Source organism: Nonomuraea sp. NEAU-A123 (assembly GCF_018603905.1).
Classification (GTDB): Bacteria; Actinomycetota; Actinomycetes; order Streptosporangiales; family Streptosporangiaceae; genus Nonomuraea.
In genome coordinates, this window is the sequence record NZ_JAHFZZ010000002.1 from 157,594 (window position 1) to 174,095 (window position 16,502).

19 protein-coding genes and 1 pseudogene are annotated in these 16,502 nt (G+C 69.1%); 9 read left to right on the forward strand and 11 right to left on the reverse strand.

Going from position 1 to position 16,502, the window contains the following annotated elements:
- Window positions 1-41 precede the first annotated feature (41 nt).
- Window positions 42-896 carry an NAD(P)-dependent oxidoreductase gene (locus KLK06_RS04800; RefSeq protein WP_214634075.1) on the reverse strand — a complete coding sequence of 285 codons (855 nt, stop codon included), beginning with the start codon at window positions 894-896 and terminating at the stop codon, window positions 42-44.
- Between the two features lie 411 nt (window positions 897-1,307).
- Between KLK06_RS04800 and KLK06_RS04805 the strand changes: the two genes are divergently transcribed.
- Window positions 1,308-2,150 (forward strand): LLM class flavin-dependent oxidoreductase, encoded by an 843-nt coding sequence (locus KLK06_RS04805; protein ID WP_214634076.1) that lies wholly within the window; start codon window positions 1,308-1,310, stop codon window positions 2,148-2,150.
- A 151-nt stretch (window positions 2,151-2,301) separates the two neighbouring features.
- Here the strand turns inward: KLK06_RS04805 and KLK06_RS04810 are convergent, their stop codons facing one another.
- Both KLK06_RS04810 and KLK06_RS04815 read right to left on the reverse strand, forming a co-directional pair.
- Complete coding sequence (locus KLK06_RS04810) at window positions 2,302-2,643, reverse strand: helix-turn-helix transcriptional regulator (protein WP_214634077.1); 342 nt, start codon at window positions 2,641-2,643, stop codon at window positions 2,302-2,304.
- A complete protein-coding gene (locus KLK06_RS04815; RefSeq protein ID WP_214634078.1) occupies window positions 2,640-2,951 on the reverse strand; it encodes a tyrosine-type recombinase/integrase in 312 nt (103 codons plus the stop codon). Before KLK06_RS04815 ends, KLK06_RS04810 begins: the two co-directional genes overlap by 4 nt.
- Window positions 2,952-3,019: 68 nt before the next feature.
- On the opposite strand from KLK06_RS04815, the gene KLK06_RS04820 reads away from it, so the two are divergent.
- Window positions 3,020-3,532: an NUDIX hydrolase gene (locus KLK06_RS04820; RefSeq protein ID WP_214634079.1), complete on the forward strand. Its 513-nt coding sequence runs from the start codon at window positions 3,020-3,022 to the stop codon at window positions 3,530-3,532.
- A 463-nt stretch (window positions 3,533-3,995) separates the two neighbouring features.
- Here the strand turns inward: KLK06_RS04820 and KLK06_RS04825 are convergent, their stop codons facing one another.
- From KLK06_RS04825 to KLK06_RS04840, 4 genes are all read right to left on the reverse strand, one after another.
- Complete coding sequence (locus KLK06_RS04825; protein ID WP_214634080.1) at window positions 3,996-4,304, reverse strand: hypothetical protein; 309 nt, start codon at window positions 4,302-4,304, stop codon at window positions 3,996-3,998.
- Between the two features lie 191 nt (window positions 4,305-4,495).
- The gene (locus KLK06_RS04830; protein WP_250904926.1) at window positions 4,496-4,999 is read right to left on the reverse strand and encodes a pyridoxamine 5'-phosphate oxidase family protein; all 504 of its coding nucleotides are present in this window, start codon (window positions 4,997-4,999) and stop codon (window positions 4,496-4,498) included.
- A gap of 73 nt (window positions 5,000-5,072) precedes the next feature.
- On the reverse strand, window positions 5,073-5,498 hold the full coding sequence (locus KLK06_RS04835) for a VOC family protein (RefSeq protein ID WP_214634693.1): 426 nt from the start codon (window positions 5,496-5,498) through the stop codon (window positions 5,073-5,075).
- A 301-nt stretch (window positions 5,499-5,799) separates the two neighbouring features.
- The gene (locus tag KLK06_RS04840; protein ID WP_214634081.1) at window positions 5,800-6,096 is read right to left on the reverse strand and encodes a hypothetical protein; all 297 of its coding nucleotides are present in this window, start codon (window positions 6,094-6,096) and stop codon (window positions 5,800-5,802) included.
- 384 nt (window positions 6,097-6,480) lie between these two features.
- On the opposite strand from KLK06_RS04840, the gene KLK06_RS04845 reads away from it, so the two are divergent.
- The 6 genes from KLK06_RS04845 to KLK06_RS04870 all read left to right on the forward strand — a co-directional run bounded on the left by KLK06_RS04845 (window position 6,481) and on the right by KLK06_RS04870 (window position 12,137).
- On the forward strand, window positions 6,481-7,884 hold the full coding sequence (locus tag KLK06_RS04845; RefSeq protein WP_214634082.1) for a VOC family protein: 1,404 nt from the start codon (window positions 6,481-6,483) through the stop codon (window positions 7,882-7,884).
- 4 nt (window positions 7,885-7,888) lie between these two features.
- Window positions 7,889-9,127: a carboxylesterase/lipase family protein gene (locus tag KLK06_RS04850; RefSeq protein WP_214634083.1), complete on the forward strand. Its 1,239-nt coding sequence runs from the start codon at window positions 7,889-7,891 to the stop codon at window positions 9,125-9,127.
- Window positions 9,128-9,132: 5 nt separating this feature from the next.
- A complete protein-coding gene (locus KLK06_RS04855) occupies window positions 9,133-10,107 on the forward strand; it encodes an Lrp/AsnC family transcriptional regulator (protein WP_214634084.1) in 975 nt (324 codons plus the stop codon).
- A 213-nt stretch (window positions 10,108-10,320) separates the two neighbouring features.
- Entirely contained in the window at window positions 10,321-10,548 is a 228-nt protein-coding gene (locus KLK06_RS04860) for a hypothetical protein (RefSeq protein WP_250904927.1), read from the forward strand.
- A gap of 39 nt (window positions 10,549-10,587) precedes the next feature.
- Entirely contained in the window at window positions 10,588-10,995 is a 408-nt protein-coding gene (locus KLK06_RS04865) for a YciI family protein (RefSeq protein ID WP_214634694.1), read from the forward strand.
- Entirely contained in the window at window positions 10,992-12,137 is a 1,146-nt protein-coding gene (locus KLK06_RS04870) for an RNA polymerase sigma factor (RefSeq protein ID WP_214634085.1), read from the forward strand. The genes KLK06_RS04865 and KLK06_RS04870 overlap by 4 nt, the downstream gene beginning before the upstream one ends.
- A 42-nt stretch (window positions 12,138-12,179) precedes the next feature.
- Here the strand turns inward: KLK06_RS04870 and KLK06_RS04875 are convergent, their stop codons facing one another.
- Both KLK06_RS04875 and KLK06_RS04880 read right to left on the reverse strand, forming a co-directional pair.
- Entirely contained in the window at window positions 12,180-13,139 is a 960-nt protein-coding gene (locus tag KLK06_RS04875; protein WP_214634086.1) for a GlxA family transcriptional regulator, read from the reverse strand.
- A 122-nt stretch (window positions 13,140-13,261) separates the two neighbouring features.
- Entirely contained in the window at window positions 13,262-14,101 is an 840-nt protein-coding gene (locus KLK06_RS04880; protein ID WP_214634087.1) for a hypothetical protein, read from the reverse strand.
- Between the two features lie 23 nt (window positions 14,102-14,124).
- Between KLK06_RS04880 and KLK06_RS59560 the strand changes: the two are divergent.
- Window positions 14,125-14,474, forward strand: a pseudogene (locus KLK06_RS59560) (response regulator transcription factor); the annotation flags it as partial.
- Between the two features lie 303 nt (window positions 14,475-14,777).
- On the opposite strand, the gene KLK06_RS04890 reads toward KLK06_RS59560, so the two are convergent.
- Together KLK06_RS04890 and KLK06_RS04895 are read right to left on the reverse strand one after the other, a co-directional pair.
- A complete protein-coding gene (locus tag KLK06_RS04890; protein WP_214634088.1) occupies window positions 14,778-15,974 on the reverse strand; it encodes a cytochrome P450 in 1,197 nt (398 codons plus the stop codon).
- Between the two features lie 40 nt (window positions 15,975-16,014).
- On the reverse strand, window positions 16,015-16,485 hold the full coding sequence (locus tag KLK06_RS04895; protein WP_214634089.1) for a GbsR/MarR family transcriptional regulator: 471 nt from the start codon (window positions 16,483-16,485) through the stop codon (window positions 16,015-16,017).
- Window positions 16,486-16,502 lie beyond the last annotated feature (17 nt).

Sequence of the window (16,502 nt, forward strand, 5' to 3'; positions counted from 1 at the left end):
TGGGAGCGAGCATTCGCCTTGTCGCGCTGACCAGTGAGGTGTCAGGTGATGTCCTGCCTCAGCACTTCAGCGACGGCGGCGATGTCCTCGCGGTCGTGGCCCGCTTCGACCGCTCGGTGCAGGGTGCCCTGCAGGAGGCCGGACAGCGGGGAGTGTTGGCCGCGCTCGTCGGCGAGAAGGCCGAGGTCCTTGAGGGCGAGCGCGAGCGGGAATCCGGCCGGGTAGCTGTGCGCGCGCATTTCCTCGGCCTTCTGCATCGCGTACGGCATGCGGAGCGGACCTTCGTCGAGCACCTGTAGCACCAGGGAGGGATCCACGCCCAGTTGCTCGCAGGCGAGCAGGGTGTCGGCCATGGCCACCACCGAAGCCGTCATCCAGCTGTTGACGATCAGCTTCACCCGGGAGGCCTGCGCTCCGGTGCCCACGTGGACGATGTGCGAGCCGAGGACCTCAAGGACGGGCCGGGCACGACCGAGCGCGTCCTTGTCGCCGGAGACGATCAGCGTCAGGGTGCCGTGCGCGGCCGGTTCGCTGCTGCCGGACACGGGACTGTCGAGCATGTGCCGCCCGGCGTCGGCGGCCTGCCGGAGCAGCCGCTCGGTCCACGTGCCGCCCACTGTGCTCATCTGCAGCCAGACGGCCTCGGCGGGCATGGCGGGCAGGAAGCGTTCGGCCAGCGAGGCGGCCACGTCGCCGGTCGGCACCGTGGTGATGACGGCGTCCGCGTCGCGTACGGCCTCCTCCACGCTCGCCGCCGCGCTCACGCCCCAGGACGCGAGCGCCTGTGGCTTGTCGGGGGAGCGGTTCCAGGCGTGCACGTCCAGGTTCTGCCCGGCCATGCGCCGCGCCATCGCCGACCCCATCACTCCGGTGCCGATCACCGCGACAGTGGTCATCACATTCCTTCCGGTGCGGGCCCTTGCACGGGTACGGCTCCGACGACGGCGACCTGGCCGGCCGGGTTGGCCAGCATCCCTGCCACCGCGAGTGCTCCGCCGCGTACGGCAGCAGTCGGCCTCTCATCCGGTCCCGGCCGAACTGCCAGGTGCCGTAGCAGATCGGGCTGACCTGCAGCTCCGTGCGGCGCAGGCGTACCTTCTCCATGATGGCCTCCCTATCAGGGACTTCCCCTCTGGGGGCCTGTGCGCGCCGTCATGGAGGCAAAAACCGATCGTTCAAACGGGCAACAGAGGCCACCGACGCCCGGCAGAGCGCCAAATCGCGCGGTGATGTGTTGCGATTGTCTCACTACAAAGAGTGTCGATCGGGGGCGCCCGCGGGGTCCGCCGTTGCGGAGGAGGAGAATCGTGAAGGTTGGTCTTGGACTGCCCATCTGCGACCCCTCGTCGCTGATGACGTGGGCAAGGCGTGCGGAGGCGGGGCCGTTCACGACCCTGGCGTTGCTCGATCGCATCGTGTACGACAACCCCGAGCCGCTGATCGCCTTGGCCACCATCGCCGGTGCCACCACAAGGATCCGCCTGCAGACCGAGGTGCTGCTCGCGCCGCTACGCGAGCCGGCGCTGCTGGCCAAGCAGTGCGCGACCCTGGATTGGATCTCCGGTGGACGCCTCACCCTGGGGATTGGTGTGGGCTCACGCCCCGAAGACTTCCTGGCTGTCGGTGCGGACTATGCCGAACGGGGACACCGGGTCGATGAGATGATGCCGGTCCTGAAGCGGATCTGGTCGGGCCGACCCTACGGTGATCAGGCGGCCGCCATAGGTCCTGCCCCCGCCCGCGCGAACGGGCCCGAGGTGCTGTTCGGCGGCTTCGTTCCGGCAGCCTTCAGACGCGCCGCGCACTGGGGCGACGGCTACCTCAGCGCCACGCGCGTCGAGAACACCGGCCCGCTGTTCCGCGCGGTCGAAAAGGAGTGGGCCGCCGCGGGACGCGCAGGCAGCCCACGCCTGGTCGGCCAGGTTAATGTGACCCTGGGGCCGGAGGACGTGGTGGCGGATGCCAGGCGGGCGATCCGCTCCTACTACGCCTCCCTGGCCGACTCCTATGACGTCCACATGGTGACGACCGCGGACCAGATCCGCAGCACGATCAGCGGGTTCGCCGACCTCGGTGCCGACGAGGTCACGCTCTACTGCTGGGCCCGGGACCCCGATCAGGTCAATCGCCTGGCCGACTTCGTGGATTGACCGCAACGGGCGGCGATCATCGTCGCCTCGCGTGCGGTCGTCGTGCCGAGTCTCCATACGCCCGCTCCCACGGGCGCGAGGCCTTCACAGAGGGTGGAAGGGCGGGCCATATGCGCAGCCGGGAGGGGTGTTGTTGCCGCTGATGTCGACATCAGCGCAGGTGAGGAACAGGTGATTGAATTTGCCGAGCAGGAAGGCCAGGACTCCGACGGCGATCGTGGGGCAGATCGCCGGTGGCGGTCTTGCGGACGCCGGCGTTCTCGGCGGTGGTGGCGACCAGGTCGACCGGGGTGCAGGAGAGGATGTCGCAGAGCGCGGACATCACCTGCAGGGACAACCGCTCCGGGGTGCCGGAGACCAGGCGGTGGACTTGGGAGGCCGACAGGTCGATGCCGCGCTCGCGCAGGAGTGGCATCAGTTCGGTGGCCGTGTAGATGCGCCGATCGGCCATGATCTCGCGTAGTTTCCAGGTGTAGCCGACCTTGCGTTTCATGATTTGTTCCCCGTCTGGGCCTGGAGCGCGGCAGTGATGGTGGCGTCCAGGTGCTGGCGCAGCGTGCGGGTGCGGAAGTCGGAGCTGACGCAGGTGTAGATCGAGGTGGTGCTCGCGTGTTCGTGCCCGACCTGTTCCTGGACGAAGCGCGGGTCCCAGCCGTCATCGATCAGGTGGGTGACGTAGGAGTGTCTTCTGCCCGTACTCGCTGTGTGCGGATGTGTTCGTGTGGTGATCGAGCAGGTGGCTTTCCATCGGGGTGTTCGCGCTGGGGGTCGTCGATCGTGTTGCGTTTCCGGGCAGGTCATGTGACGCAGATCACTAGCTTGGGTGCTCGTTGAGCAGGTTGTCGGTGGTGCCTGCGATCGTGTCCTGCGTGGGTGAGCTGGTCGAGCGGGTGGATGAACGGGACCGCGTGCTAGGGGTCGTGGACCGGGCAGAGGCGGAGCGTCGGCGATGGATGCATCGGATCGCGACGACGATCTGTCGCGATCCGATGCGGCGGATCCTCGTGCTGCGCCGAGCGGAGCAGCTCACTCGCTTTCCCGGCCACTATGACGTGATGGTCGGCGGTGCCGTGGACGTGGGCGAGTCGTATGAGGACGCGGCAGCCCGCGAGCTGTCCGAGGAGCTGGGTGCCGACGTCCCGATGCGTTTCATGTTCAAGTTCCTGTGCCGGGATGGGGTCAGCCCTGTCTGGTTCGGGGTGCACGAGGCCGTGATCATCGAGCCATTGGTTCCAGATCCGTCCGAGATCGCTTGGCATGCCTGGCTCACAGAGCTCGAACTGCGGGAGGCCGTTGATCGATGGCCTTTCGTTCCCGGTGGGCGAGAGGCGGTGCGCCGATATTTGATATCCGGGAACGAGGGCCGGCCATCGGCTGGCTGATCGGCGGCATCATGTCGAGTGGGTGGCTCAGCTGCATGGCCCGATTCCCGTAGTCCGGGCTGGCAGCCGACGTACTCGGGTGTCGCGGTCGTGCTGGCGGCGGAGTTGGAGGATCTCTTCGTGTTGGGCAGCGAGGCAAGCCTGGCTGCTCCCGGTATCGACCCGTCCGTCCCCACGCACCCACCACCCTCCGCTACTCGCATCAAATGCGAGAAAGTCGCATCGTGTGCGAGTTGCTCGGACATCCGCAGGTCATTCGTAGAGAAGACCTGAATCAACTGACAGCCAGGCGCCGTCAGTCGCTATCGTCATCCCTGCCGCTGCGCTCTATCGCTGCTGGTCGACGCGGTCAGTCGCCCACACGTCGGTGACGATTCGCAAATAGTCGCGAATTCGCATCAGATGCAATTGGCGGCATTTGTCATACCCGGCCGGAAATTCCCGCTGAGCAAGAAGGTTCGGGTCAGCGAGGTTCGTAGCGGACGGTCCACCTGTGCTTGGTGATGAGCTTGGCCAGCGCGTTGCGGAGCTGGTTGATGCGTTCTTGGGCGTCGGGGCCCTGGATGCCGATGGTGAGGGAGCACAGGAACGGGCCGTCGGGGAGTCCGGCTTCAAGCGCCTCGCGGATCTTGGCGCGATCGGTGGTGCGCATCGGACGGCGGCCGAGCCAGTTGGGCCAGCCGTCCGGACGCTGCGGGACGGCATAGTGCGGCGTGGACGACTCGGCAGGAGGTTCGGACGGCTCGATGGGAATGTGTTCTTCGGTGTCCATGGTCGGCTTACGTCGGGAGAACAGCGGGCCGCAGGGGCAGACGCAGTCCTTGCCGATCAGCGGTCGACGGTGAGGTGGCGCAGCGCGTGCTGCTTGTCCTTGGCGGCAAAGCCGGGCTCGACGGTGAGCGGCGCACCGCGGTGGGGGTTGAGGCGTGGGCGATCTACCCAACGCGGGCGACCGGGCGGCGCTCAGGCAGACTGACGCTCCTCCCGCTGCCGGATCAGTTCCTCGACCGCGCTTGGCAGAGTCGTCTCGAAGTCGATCAGCTTCGACCAGGTCGGGGTCACGACGATCCGGACCATGCCGTCGTAGAGCGAACGCACCTCCGCCTCCCACTCGACTCGTTGCTCGGGCGTCATCTCGTAGGTGCCGTTCATCTGGAGATATTCGTCCGGGATGCCATCGACGACGTCCAGCTCGGCCCGGCCGCGGATGAGCAAGATCTTCGGCGGGTGCACCTCGGTGTCGATCGTCAGGGCAACCGTCGGGTTGTTGCGCAGGGCCGGGAGCTTCGGGGCGTTCTTCGTCGTGCACATGACGATCTCCGAGCCGTTCCAGGTGAACGCGATCGGGACATTGCGGGGTGTGCCGTCCTTGGCGACGTAGGCCAAGCGGGTCAGGTCGCGGGCCAGCAGTTCCTGGCTGATCGGCCGGTTCAGAACCTCGGTGATTTCGTTCGGTCGCACGGTCATCCCTTTCATTGTCGTTTTCTTGGTCCGTCCAGCGGATCGTTCTGGTTGGTCGCAGGTCGGCCGCGACGGGCTGTCAGCTGAGCTGCTCGGCCAGCGCGACGATGATCCCCTCGGGGCCGCGGACGTAGCAGAGCCGGTAGCTGTCGTCGTACTGGGCCAGCTCGCCGACGAGTTCGGCGCCGTGAGTGCGCAGGCGGGCAACGACGTCCTCGATGTCGTCGACCGCGAACATGACGCGATGCATGCCCAGCGTGTTGTGCGGCGGGTTGTGCGGTCTGGCGCCGATCGCCGCGGGGGTGCGGTATTTCGCCAGTTCCAGCCGGCCGTGGCCGTCTGGGGTCCGCATCATCGCGATGTCGCAGCGGACGCCGTCGAGTCCGACGGTACGGTCCGCCCAGAGGCCCTCGATCTGCGCTTTGCCCTCCAGCTCCATGCCGAGTTCTACGAAGAACGCAATGGCAGCCTCGAGGTCGTCGACGACAATGCCGACGTTGTCCATCCGCTGGAGCGTCATGGTGGTTCTCCTTCTTCGTCGCGCGGCCCGTTGTTGGCCACTGGTATACCTGGGACGGAGCCAGCAGCACGTTCTCGACACTGGGGAGCGTGCTAAGTTCTGGCTCCTGCTTCCGGACCCGGACGGCACCGATTTCACCTGCTACGCGCGTAATCTGAGGTAGGCCTGCGCGATTCAACCGGCGTGGGGCCGTCAGCCGGGCTGGTCCGGCAGAGCGACTGAACCCGATCCGACAGCCGCAGCCCTGGGTTGAGACCAGCGGTGACGGCGAGCGCCGCCACGGCCATCACGGCCATCGCCACGCCCGCGGGTACGTATTGCGCGACGCGGCGACGAAAGCCGGCGCCGCACCGATGGCCAGCGTCATGCGCGGCGACACCACTGCCAGCAGGACGCCACCGACCGCGAACCCGGCGATCTGCATCGCGCCGACGGAGACGTTGAGCACAGAGCGGCCGAGCACGTACCCGTCCGGCGGCACGATATCGCTGAGCAGCCCGTACCGAACGCCACTGCCGACCGAGTTGACCAGGCCCAACGCGAGGATGACCACGAACATCGCCCACAGCGGCAGGCCCGGCACGGCCAGCGCCGCACTGCCCGCTCCGCCGCCCCCTCGGCCTGGGCCGCCTGCAGCAGGCTCTCCAGCGCGGTGGCCACCAGCATCGCCGGGTGGGCGATCAGCGGCGCCTCGGCCCGCCCGGCGTGGGAGTCGGCCACCAGCACCATCAGATGACTGGCCAGCCGCTGGGCCTGCACCCGCAGGAGCATCACCTGGGCCGCTTCCTCGCCCTCGTCGACAAGCTCGACGTTGGCGTGATCTTGGCGGGATCGGCACCGGCGCGGCGTCCAGGAAGAAGAACTTCGCAAGCTCTTCCGGCGTCGTCCGCCATGAACCGGCCATACCGGTCAACCTGTGCGGGGAGCCCTTTTCCGAGGCACCAACCCTGCGTTCAAGGCAAGCGTGATGGGGTTCATCGACGCGGTCGACACGCTGATTCTCGGCGCGAATACCTACGCCCAGGCCAAGGGCTACTGGCCGTACGCCGACGAGCGGGGCGAGTACGGCGAGAAGCCCAACAACCTCACCAAGCTCGTCTCCTCGTCGAAGCTGGATGACGCCCCCTGGGGCGACTTTCCCGCCGCGACCGTGACGCGCGACCCGGCCGCCACCATCCGGGAGCTCAAGGATCAGAGCGGCAAGGACATCTGGCTGTGGGGGAGCTTGAAACTCATGCACTCCCTGCTGGACGCCGGCGCGGTGGCCGAGCCACTCGACCGCCTGCATGGGGCTGAGACCAGAGGCATCCGCCTGCGCTTCGGTCTCGGTAGCGGGGATCCGGCAGATAGTCGTGTCCAAGGTCCGGCCCGCTGGGCTCCTGCTGAAACTGCCGTGTCGGATTCCATCATGGTCAGTCATTCGATGTTGAAAAGCATCGATCGGCCGCCGCCGGCTGGAACCCGTTGCCGCCGTGGCAGCAGCCTGTCATCCATGGCTACTCACGACATCGACAGAATTGACCACTCCGTCCTCTACACCACCGACATGGACGCCACCGCGGCGACCTACGAGGCGCTCGGGTTCACTCTCAGCCCGCTGTCCATGCACATGGGCGCCGACCGTCCCGGCGGTGAGCGCCGGCCCATGGGCGCGGGCAACCGGTGCGCCCTGTTCGGCCGTACCTACCTGGAACTGCTCGGCCTGTACGGGGACGGCTCGGTCGACCCCTGGAACATCCGCCCGCTGATCGCGCAGTACGAGGGCCTGCACGGCTACTCCTTCGGCTGCACCGACGTCGAGGCCACCGAGAAGCGGCTGCGCTCGGCCGGCCTGTCCTCCTCCGGTGTGTTGCCGCTGCAGCGGGACGTGGAGACCCCCGGCGGGATGGCGACCGCCCGCTTCCAGGCGGTTCATCTGGACCGCGCCCTCACGCCCGAAGGCCTGATCCACGCCGCGCACCATCTGACGCCCGAACTGATCCACCAGCCCCGCTACCTCGAGCACGCCAACGGAGCCACCCACCTGCACAGTGTGCTGCTCGTGGTGGACGACGTCGATCTGGCGGCCGCCGTCGCCCGCTACGCCCTCATCCTGGACGTCGAGCCGGCGGCCGAGGGGCCGGTGCGTGTACTGCCGCTCCCGCTGGGGAGGGTGGAGATCGTCGCGGTCTCCGCCTTCCGCGAGATGCTGCCCGAAGAGCCGGTGCCCGCGCTGCCGTACATGGCCGGTCAGACCGTGGCGGTCAGAGATGTGAAGGCGGCCCGTGCTCTGGTGGAGGGCAACGGGTTCACCACCCGCGAGCTCCCTGACGGGTTTTTCGTCGGAGCCGCCCAGGCGCGCGGCGCGGCGCTGGCCTTCATCGAGGTATGAACCAGTGAGCACCCTTGTCCACACCCCCGCGGGGCTGCTGCGCGGCGCCTCGACGGGGGCCGTCACCACTTTTCTCGGCATCCCGTACGGCAGTGCCGAGCGGTTCGCCGCGCCGCGACCGGTCACAAGGTGGAACGGCGTGCGGGAGGCACTCCGCCCGGGCCCGGCCTCTCCACAGCCGGCCCCCCGGCTGGCACGCGTCGTGGGCCCCGCCAGCGATCTCCGCCAGGGGGAGGACTGCCTGTCGCTCAACGTCTGGACCCCGGGCGGCAGCGGGCTACCGGTCCTGGTGTGGCTGCACGGCGGCGGTTTCACCAGCGGGTCCGGAGCGGATGCCTGGTACGACGGCGCGCTGCTGGCCGAACGCGGCCGGATGGTGGTCGTCACCGTCAACTACCGGCTGGGCGCCCTGGGCTACCTGTATCTGGCGCCGGAGTTCGCCCCGGCCAACCTCGGCCTGCTCGACCAGATCGCCGCCCTGGACTGGGTGGGGGAGAACATCGCCGCGTTCGGCGGCGACCCCGATCGCGTCACGCTGGCCGGGCAGTCCGCCGGCGCGCTGTCCGCGGTCGCGCTGCTCCACCATCCCGCGGGCCGTGGCCTGTTCCGGCAGGTCATCCTGCAGAGCACCCCGGCCGGGGTACGGCCGTACAGCACCGGGGAAGCGGCCGGCATCGGCGAGATCTTCCTGGACACCCTCGGTCTGCGCCCCGACGACGCCGAACCGCTGCGTACCCTGCCGCTGCCCGATCTGCTCGCCGCCCAGGCCGAGACCGCCCGGCGTACAGCACGACCCCAGGCGGTGACCCCGCCCTTCCAACTGGTCGCGTCAGGCGGCGTACCGGCCGATCTGACCGCCGGTGTCCCGCAGGACGTGCCGATGTTGATCGGCACAACCCGGGACGAAGGCTGGGCGTTCTTCCCCGGGACCTCGGGGGAGTTGACCGAGCGCCTCTTCCGCGATGGCAGCCTGCATATCGCCGAACAGGCCCGTCAGGCCCACGTCTACCAGTTCGACTGGTGCCCGCCAGACAGCCCCTTCGGGGCCTGCCACTGCATCGAGCTGCCGTTCGTCTTCGGCGGGTTGAACGCCTGGCGGGCCTCGCCGATGCTGGCCGGCGCCGAGCCCGCGGATCTGCGGCGGCTCGTAGCGCAGGTACAGCCGGCCTGGGCGAGCTTCGTCCATACCGGCTCGCCGGGCTGGGCTCCGTTCCCCTGCCTCGAGCACATCACGCTAATCTGACCACGGTGGCCGCCCCAGTCCTGGACGAGCTCGATCGTGCCATCATCCACGCGCTGCACGTGGATGGACGCGCGCCCTTCAGCCGCATCGCATCGGTGCTGCGTGTGTCCGACCAGACGGTCGCGCGCCGCTACCGCCGGCTCCGCTCCGACGGACTGCTCAACGTGGTCGGCCAGTTGGAGGCGCGACGGCTGGGTTGGGTGCAGTGGTTCGTGCGGATCCAGGTCACGCCCGACTCGGCCATCCCCATCGCCGATGCCCTGGCCCGCCGGCCGGACACCTCCTGGGTCAGCCTCACCTCAGGCGGAACGCAGATCGTCAGTGTCGTCCAGGCACGCAGCCCTCACGAGCGTGATGCGCTGCTTCTCGGAAAATTGCCCCGAACGCCGAGAGTTGTCGGGTTAACGGCTCACTGCCTGCTGCGGGTCTTCGCCGGCGGTCCCACCGGCTGGCACGGCCGAGCCAACTCTCTCGGGGCGGAACAGATCGCTGAGCTCAGCCCGCGGCACCCGCCACAGGCACAGCACGGGCGGGTGCTCCTGGAAGAAGGTGACGAACGCCTGCTGGCGGCTCTGGCCCGGGACGGCCGCGCCGGATATCCGGAGCTGGCCCGGGCCACCGGCTGGTCGGAGATGACGGCCAAGCGCAGGCTGGAACACCTGCGCGGCTGCGGCGCGCTGTTCTTCGACGTGGACGTCGATCCTCTTCTCCTGGGCTTCGAGATGGTCGCAATGCTCTGGCTGACGGTCGAGCCGTCCGCGCTCCGCTGCGCCGCCGAGGCGATCGCCGCGCATCCCGAGGTCGCCTTCGCCGCCGCCACCACCGGTCCGACCAACCTGCTGGTGTTCGTCGCGTGCCACGACGCCGAAGCGCTCTACGACTACCTCGAGGGCGGTATTGGAAGCCTGCCGGGAGTCCGGCAGATCGAAAGCGCTCCCGTCATCCGAAACAGCAAGCGGGCCGGCGCACCACCGGTCTGAGGCTCTACGCTGGCCGGCCCGATTCGCGCAGCACCTAGCCGACCGGATTGTCCGCGCGACGACCAGAAGAAGATTCTGGAAATCGGCGCGCTTCCGGGTGTCGAGAATGCGGATCGGGCGCCGTCCCAGGGACAAACGACAAGGGAAAGAGATAACCGTGCAACCGGACGAGATCACCGAGGTTCTGAACCGGCCGATCAGCGCGAGAACCCGATGGTTGCCCTGACGATCGACACCGAGGCGCACCCGCCCAAGCTCTTGCTCATCCGCGGCCAGGCCGAGCTGGACGTCGTCGATGGCCTCCCGAACGAGTATCTCCAGATGAACGGCACCTACCAGATGACGCCCGAGCAACGGGTCGACTGGGAGGCGCAGGTGCGTTCGCTCTACGACGGCATGGTCCGGATCGTCGTGACCCCGACCTGGGCGAAGCGCAAGTGAACACGGCCACAATGGGCCATACGCATTAAGGAGAACATGATGGCCAAATACCTGCTGCTCAAGCACTACCGAGGCGCGCCGGCAGCGGTCAACGACGTGCCGATGGACCAGTGGACGCCGGAGGAGGTTTCGGCCCACGTGCAGTACATGCGGGACTTCGCCGCTCGGCTCGAGGGCACCGGCGAGTTCGTCGACGCTCAGGCACTCTCCGCGGAGGGCACGTTCGTCCGCTCCGACGGCGAGGGGCGACCGCCGGTCACCGACGGCCCGTTCGCGGAGACCAAGGACCTGATCGCCGGTTGGATGGTGATCGACGTCGAGACCTACGAGCGGGCGCTCGAGCTGGCCGGCGAGTTGTCCGCGGCCCCGGGCGCGGGTGGGAAGCCGATCCACGAGTGGCTCGAGGTGCGCCCCTTCCTGGCCGAGGCGCCCACGGTGACCGAGTGAACGAATCGCTGCTGCGGGAGTTGGTGCCCGCGGTGATCGGTGTTCTCGTCCGTCGCGGAGCCGACTTCGCGGCGGCCGAGGACGCCGTGCAGGACGCCCTGGTCGAGGCCGTGCGTGTGTGGCCGGACGACCCGCCGCGGGACCCCAAGGGCTGGCTGGTCACCGTGGCCTGGCGTAAGTTCCTCGACGTCACCCGCGCCGATACCTCCCGACGGCACCGCGAGGTACGCGTCGAGACCGAGCCGCTGCCCGGCCCGGGCGAGGCGGTGGACGACGCGCTCCAGCTGTACTTCCTGTGCGCGCACCCGTCCCTGACACCGGCTTCGGCCGTCGCGCTCACGCTGCGCGCGGTCGGCGGCCTGACCACGCGTCAGATCGCGCAGGCCTACCTCGTGCCGGAGGCGACCATGGCCCAGCGGATCAGCAGGGCCAAGCGGACCGTCTCGGACGTCCGGTTCAACCAGCCCGGCGACGTCGCCACGGTGCTGCGCGTGCTGTACCTGGTCTTCAACGAGGGCTACTCCGGCGACGTCGACCTGGTCGGCGAGGCGATCCGGCTCACTCGCCAGCTAGCGGTCAAGACCAAGCATGAGGAGGTCGCGGGCCTGCTCGCGCTCATGCTGCTCCACCACGCCCGGCGCCCGGCACGGACCGGCCCCGACGGCAGGCTCGTGCCTCTTGCCGAGCAGGACCGCAGCCTGTGGAACACCCGCCTGATCGCCGAGGGCGTCGACGTGCTCCAGACAGCTCTCGCCCGCGACCGCCTGGGCGAGTTCCAGGCCCAAGCCGCCATCGCCGCGCTGCACGCCGACGCCCAAACGGCCGAGGAGACCGACTGGGTGCAGATCGTCGAGTGGTACGACGAACTGGTGCGCATCACCGACAGCCCGGTGGCCCGCCTCAACCGGGCCGTCGCGGTCGGCGAGGCCGACGGCCCACGGGCCGGCTTGGCCGCCTTGGCGGAGCTCGACCCCGCCCTGCCCCGCCACACCGCCGTCGCGGCGTACCTCCACGAGCGTGACGGTGACCCGGTGACCGCGGCACGGCTCTACGCCGAAGCCGCCCGAGCGGCGCTCAGCCTCCCCGAACGCGACCACCTCACGCGACAGGCCGCACGGCTCAACGCGCGGCTACGCAGTTGAACGGCGGCAGCGCAATGGCGAGCGGCTCCCGTAGCGAGGCCCCTAGCCCGCGCGGTTGCGGCGGTACTGGGACGGCGAGAGGCCGTACTGGGCCACGAACGCCTGCCGCAGGCTCTCCGCCGAGCCGAACCCGCACCGTGCCGCCACCTCCGCCGCGGACAACGACGACGACGTGAGCAACTGCGCGGCGGCCTCGGTGCGGGCCTGTCTGACGTATCGGCCGGGAGTCAGGTCGAGGTGTTCCAGGCAGAGGCGGGTCAGGTGCCGCTCGCTGATGTTCAGCCGGGCGGCCAGCGCCGCCGCGCTCAGGTCGCCGTCGAGATGGCCGGTGACATAGTCGACGATCTTTCGCATCAGGGGGTGCTCGGGCGGGGGCGCCACCACGAACATGCTCATCTGCGCCTGGTCGCCCGGCCGCTGCAGGTATGTCACCACACCGCGGGCCACGGTACGCGCCAGCGTCGAGCCGTGATCCTCCTCGACGAAGGCCAGCGTCAGGTCGAGTGCGCTGGTGACGCCCGCCGCGGTGGACACCTTCCCCTCCCTGATAAAAATGGGGCAGGGGTCCACGGTCACCCCGGGATGCCGGGCCGCCAGCGTGCCCGCGTACCTCCAGTGGGTGGTGGCGCGCCGCCCCTCCAGCAGGCCCGCGGCGGCCAGCACGCTCGCGCCCGTACACACGGAGGCGACCCGTCTGCTCACCTCGGCCAGGCGGCGGACGTGCCCGACCAGCCGCCGGTCGCCGGCCGCCTCCTCGTGCCCGACGCCGCCGGAGACCACCAGGGTGTCGAGCGGGCCGGTGATGCGCTCGATGGTGTCCTGGCTGCGCAGCATGAGACCCGAGTCGCAGACCAGGTCGTTGCCGCCGGGAGTGGCGAGGGCGACGTGGTAGCGGGGGGTGGCGCCGAGAAGGTTGGCCATGTAGAGCGCCGTGGTCACGCAGGCGATGTCGAGTAACTCCGAGTGCGGGTATCCGACGACAACGGTCAGCCGCTCATCCATCGGGTGAACCATCCCTCTTCGAGGACAGACACGAAACTCGAGTTTATCGACCCGATCGCCCTCGCCGCCGCTCCATTGCACCCATGGTCGCGCCCACTCTGCGGATCCTTTTCGCTGGATGGTCAGGTGGAGCCCAGTGATATCGCGGCCGGCCCGCTCGAGCGAGCCGGCCGAAGGCGTCGGGTCGCAATGGCCGCCCACGCCACCGCGAAGGTCGCGGGGACGATCCCGGCCACGAACGCGGCGTCGAGCCAGCGAAGGCCGCCCATGAGCGGCAGATGGTCGGCGATTACGGCGGCGGTGTCGGTGAACGGATCCCCGCCCTCGACCGGGCTGAGCAGGTAATTCACGGCCTGGGCGAGCATGGACAGCGGTGCGAGCACCGCGAGCAGGAGCCGCCAGAAGCAGCTGTTCCCGGACGGACGGCCGCTGTCGCCCAGGTGGCGGCCACTGGTCGCGGTGACCGTCGCGCTGCTCGTCGTTTCGCCCGCGCTGATCCTGGAGCCGGGCGCGATCGCACGGGAGCCGATCGCCGACCGCAGTCCGCTGCTGCCGACATCCGCCGTCTCGTCTACGACCTGCGCCCACCTGACCTTGATGAGCTCGGCCTCGTCGGCGGACTGCGCCAGCACGCCGAGCAGTCCTGGCGGCGCGAGGGCGCGGACTTCATCGTCACCGTCGACGCCCCCGACCCGTTGCCGCCGCTGCCGGCCGCGGTCGAGGTGGCCGCCTACCGCATCGCCACCGAAGCCGTCACCATCACCCTGCGCCATGGGCGGGCCGGTACTTGCCGGATCTCGCTGCGCCTGGACGGTGCTCTGCATCTGGAGGTACGCGACGACGGCAATCCAGACGACGCGCCGTGGCGCCACGGCGTCGGCATCCGGTCCATGCATGAGCGCGCGGGGGAGCTCGGTGGCAGGCTCACCGCAGGTCCCACCGACCAGGGCGGCCGGGTTCACGCGATACTCCCTTTGGAGCGGACATGAGCGATACAGACCGCATCCGGGTGGTCATCGTCGACGACCATCCCCTGATGCGCGATGGGCTGCGGGCGCTGGTCGCGTCTTTGGACGATGTCGAGGTGGTGGGTGAAGCCGGGGACGGCGAGAGCGCTCGCCGGGAGGCGCTGCTGACCGGCCCTGATGTTGTGGTCATGGACCTGCACATGCCGGCACCAACGGCGTGGACGCGACCCGCGCCATCCTGCGCGACGCTCCCGGCACCCGGGTGCTGGTGCTCACTATGTTCGAGGACGACGCGTCGGTGTTCGCCGCCATGCGCGCGGGCGTCTCCGGCTACTTGATCAAAGGCGCTCAGCAGGACGAGATCGTCCGGGCGATCCGATCCGTCGCCACCTGGCCGGGCCATCTTCGGCCCCAGCGTCGCCCGCAAGATCATCGACTTCTTCGCCGGCGGCCACCAGCCCGCTCCCGCCGAGGAGCCCTTTCCCGAACTCACCGCCCGGGAAAGGGAAATGCTGGACCTCATCGCCGGCGGCCTCGCCAACCCCGCCAGGCCGGCCTCGGCACGGTCGCAGACCGCGCCGAGGCCATCGTCCGCGCCCGTCAGGCCGGCCTCGGCACCAAGACGCGGCAGGGGGACACGCGCCGAACTGAGGATCCGCGACCCGCGCTTCTACAGGAGCGGAAGGCGGCGCACCCCGGTCATGGTCGGCGTGGGCATGAACTGCACGGGGTCCTCCGGATCGGTGCGCAGGGGATCGAACCGGTCGAGCAGGATGTTCAGCGCGACCCGCCCCTCCAGCCGGGCCAGGGGGGCGCCGAGGCAGAAGTGGATGCCGCGGCCGAACGCGAGATGCGGGTTGGGGTCGCGATCGGGATCGAACACCTCGGGGTCCGGGAACTGCCGGGGGTCCCGGTTGGCCATGGCGAGCCAGCACATGACGATCTGATCGGCCGGTATCGTCACCCCGCCGAGCTCGACCTCGCGCATGGTGGCGCGGCCGAGGGCGGCGAACGGGGTGAGGAGCCGGAGTGACTCCTCGATGACGGCCGGGATCGATGCGCGGTCGGCGCGTACCTTGTCCTGCTGGGCAGGGAAGGCGTCCAGGCACAGCACCGTGTTGCCGAGCAGCATCGTCGTGGTGATGTGCCCGGCCAGCAGGAGCACGATCGCGAAGTTGACCACCTGGTCGTCGGGCAGGCGCTCGCCGTCCACTTCGGCCTCGACCAGCCTGGTGAGCAGGTCGGCGCGCGGCTGCCGGCGGCGTTCGGCGGCGTGGCCGGCGAGGTAGTCGCTCATCTCCCGCCACGGCTTCATCGTGGCTTCGAGGGTCGCGTTCCGCTCTTCGGCGGACTGGTTGATCGAGACCTTGGCGTCACGTTGGAACAGCGCATCCGCCCACCGCTTGAACAGAGCGCGATCACCGCTGGGCACCCCCAGCAGCTCGGCGATGACGATGACCGGCAGCGGATAGGCCAGATCGCTCACCAGCTCGAACCGCTCGCGCTCCCGCGCCGCGTCGAGCAGTTCGTGGGTGATCGCGGCGATCCGCGGTTCGAGATCCGCGACGACCTTGCGGGTGAACGCGTTGCTGACCAGCTTGCGCAGCTTGCCGTGCTCCGGCGGGTCGATCTGGGTGATGAAGCCTTCGAGCGAAAAGCCCTCCTCCGGCATCATGCCCTTGGGGATCACGCGCATCGTGTCGGAGGAGAAGGTCGCGGGGTCGCCGATGACCTCCTGCAGCTCCGGGTAACCGTAGACGTTCCACATCCCGGCTTGGGCGTCGAATTCGACGGGCGGGCCCGATCGGGGCCCGTGCAGCCAGAAGTGTTGCTTCGGGATGTCGTACCGCTCGACGATGTCGGCCATCGCCTCTCCTTGGTTGAGGATCTCTCTGTCGAGATGTACGTCAGGACGACTCTTTGCGGTATTCCTCCCAGCGCTGAAGCATCTCCTCGGAGTCCCGCAGGATGAAGGCGAAGAACTCGCGGGTGTCCTCCACCCGGGCGCGCCGCTCGGGCAGGCCCTCGGCGAGGATGGACAGCCCGAAGTCCAGCGTGTCCAGGCTCATCCGCACGCCGGCGAGCTGGACCTGCATGACCTGCGCCCATCCGCCGCCGGTCATCCGGTAGCGGTGCTCGCGGCTTGAGGTGGGCACGCGCTCGATCATCCCGCCCACCTCAAGCTGCCTGGCGACCGTGCTGACCGCGGTCTTGCTCACGTCGAGCTCCGCCGCCAGGTCGGTGAGCGACCGGTCGGGCGGGTCGCAGATCATCAGCCACGCGTACAGGCGGCCCATCGTGCGCGTCCCGCCCAGACGCTCCATGACCAGCCCCATCCGATCGACGAACTCACTCTCCGGAGGCTCCACTGGCGTCAACTCCGCAATTATCGTCA

What these genes read in the sequence shown, in the direction of transcription:
- KLK06_RS04830 (WP_250904926.1), bottom strand. Translation starts at nt 4,999, where the DNA reads ATGACCGTGCGACCGAACGAAATCACCGAGGTTCTGAACCGGCCGATC.
- KLK06_RS04860 (WP_250904927.1), top strand. Translation starts at nt 10,321, where the DNA reads ATGGTTGCCCTGACGATCGACACCGAGGCGCACCCGCCCAAGCTCTTG.
- KLK06_RS04835 (WP_214634693.1), bottom strand. Translation starts at nt 5,498, where the DNA reads ATGGACAACGTCGGCATTGTCGTCGACGACCTCGAGGCTGCCATTGCG.
- KLK06_RS04875 (WP_214634086.1), bottom strand. Translation starts at nt 13,139, where the DNA reads ATGGATGAGCGGCTGACCGTTGTCGTCGGATACCCGCACTCGGAGTTA.
- KLK06_RS04815 (WP_214634078.1), bottom strand. Translation starts at nt 2,951, where the DNA reads ATGACCTGCCCGGAAACGCAACACGATCGACGACCCCCAGCGCGAACA.
- KLK06_RS04810 (WP_214634077.1), bottom strand. Translation starts at nt 2,643, where the DNA reads ATGAAACGCAAGGTCGGCTACACCTGGAAACTACGCGAGATCATGGCC.
- KLK06_RS04825 (WP_214634080.1), bottom strand. Translation starts at nt 4,304, where the DNA reads ATGGACACCGAAGAACACATTCCCATCGAGCCGTCCGAACCTCCTGCC.
- KLK06_RS04890 (WP_214634088.1), bottom strand. Translation starts at nt 15,974, where the DNA reads ATGGCCGACATCGTCGAGCGGTACGACATCCCGAAGCAACACTTCTGG.
- KLK06_RS04845 (WP_214634082.1), top strand. Translation starts at nt 6,481, where the DNA reads ATGGGGTTCATCGACGCGGTCGACACGCTGATTCTCGGCGCGAATACC.
- KLK06_RS04865 (WP_214634694.1), top strand. Translation starts at nt 10,588, where the DNA reads ATGGCCAAATACCTGCTGCTCAAGCACTACCGAGGCGCGCCGGCAGCG.
- KLK06_RS04800 (WP_214634075.1), bottom strand. Translation starts at nt 896, where the DNA reads ATGACCACTGTCGCGGTGATCGGCACCGGAGTGATGGGGTCGGCGATG.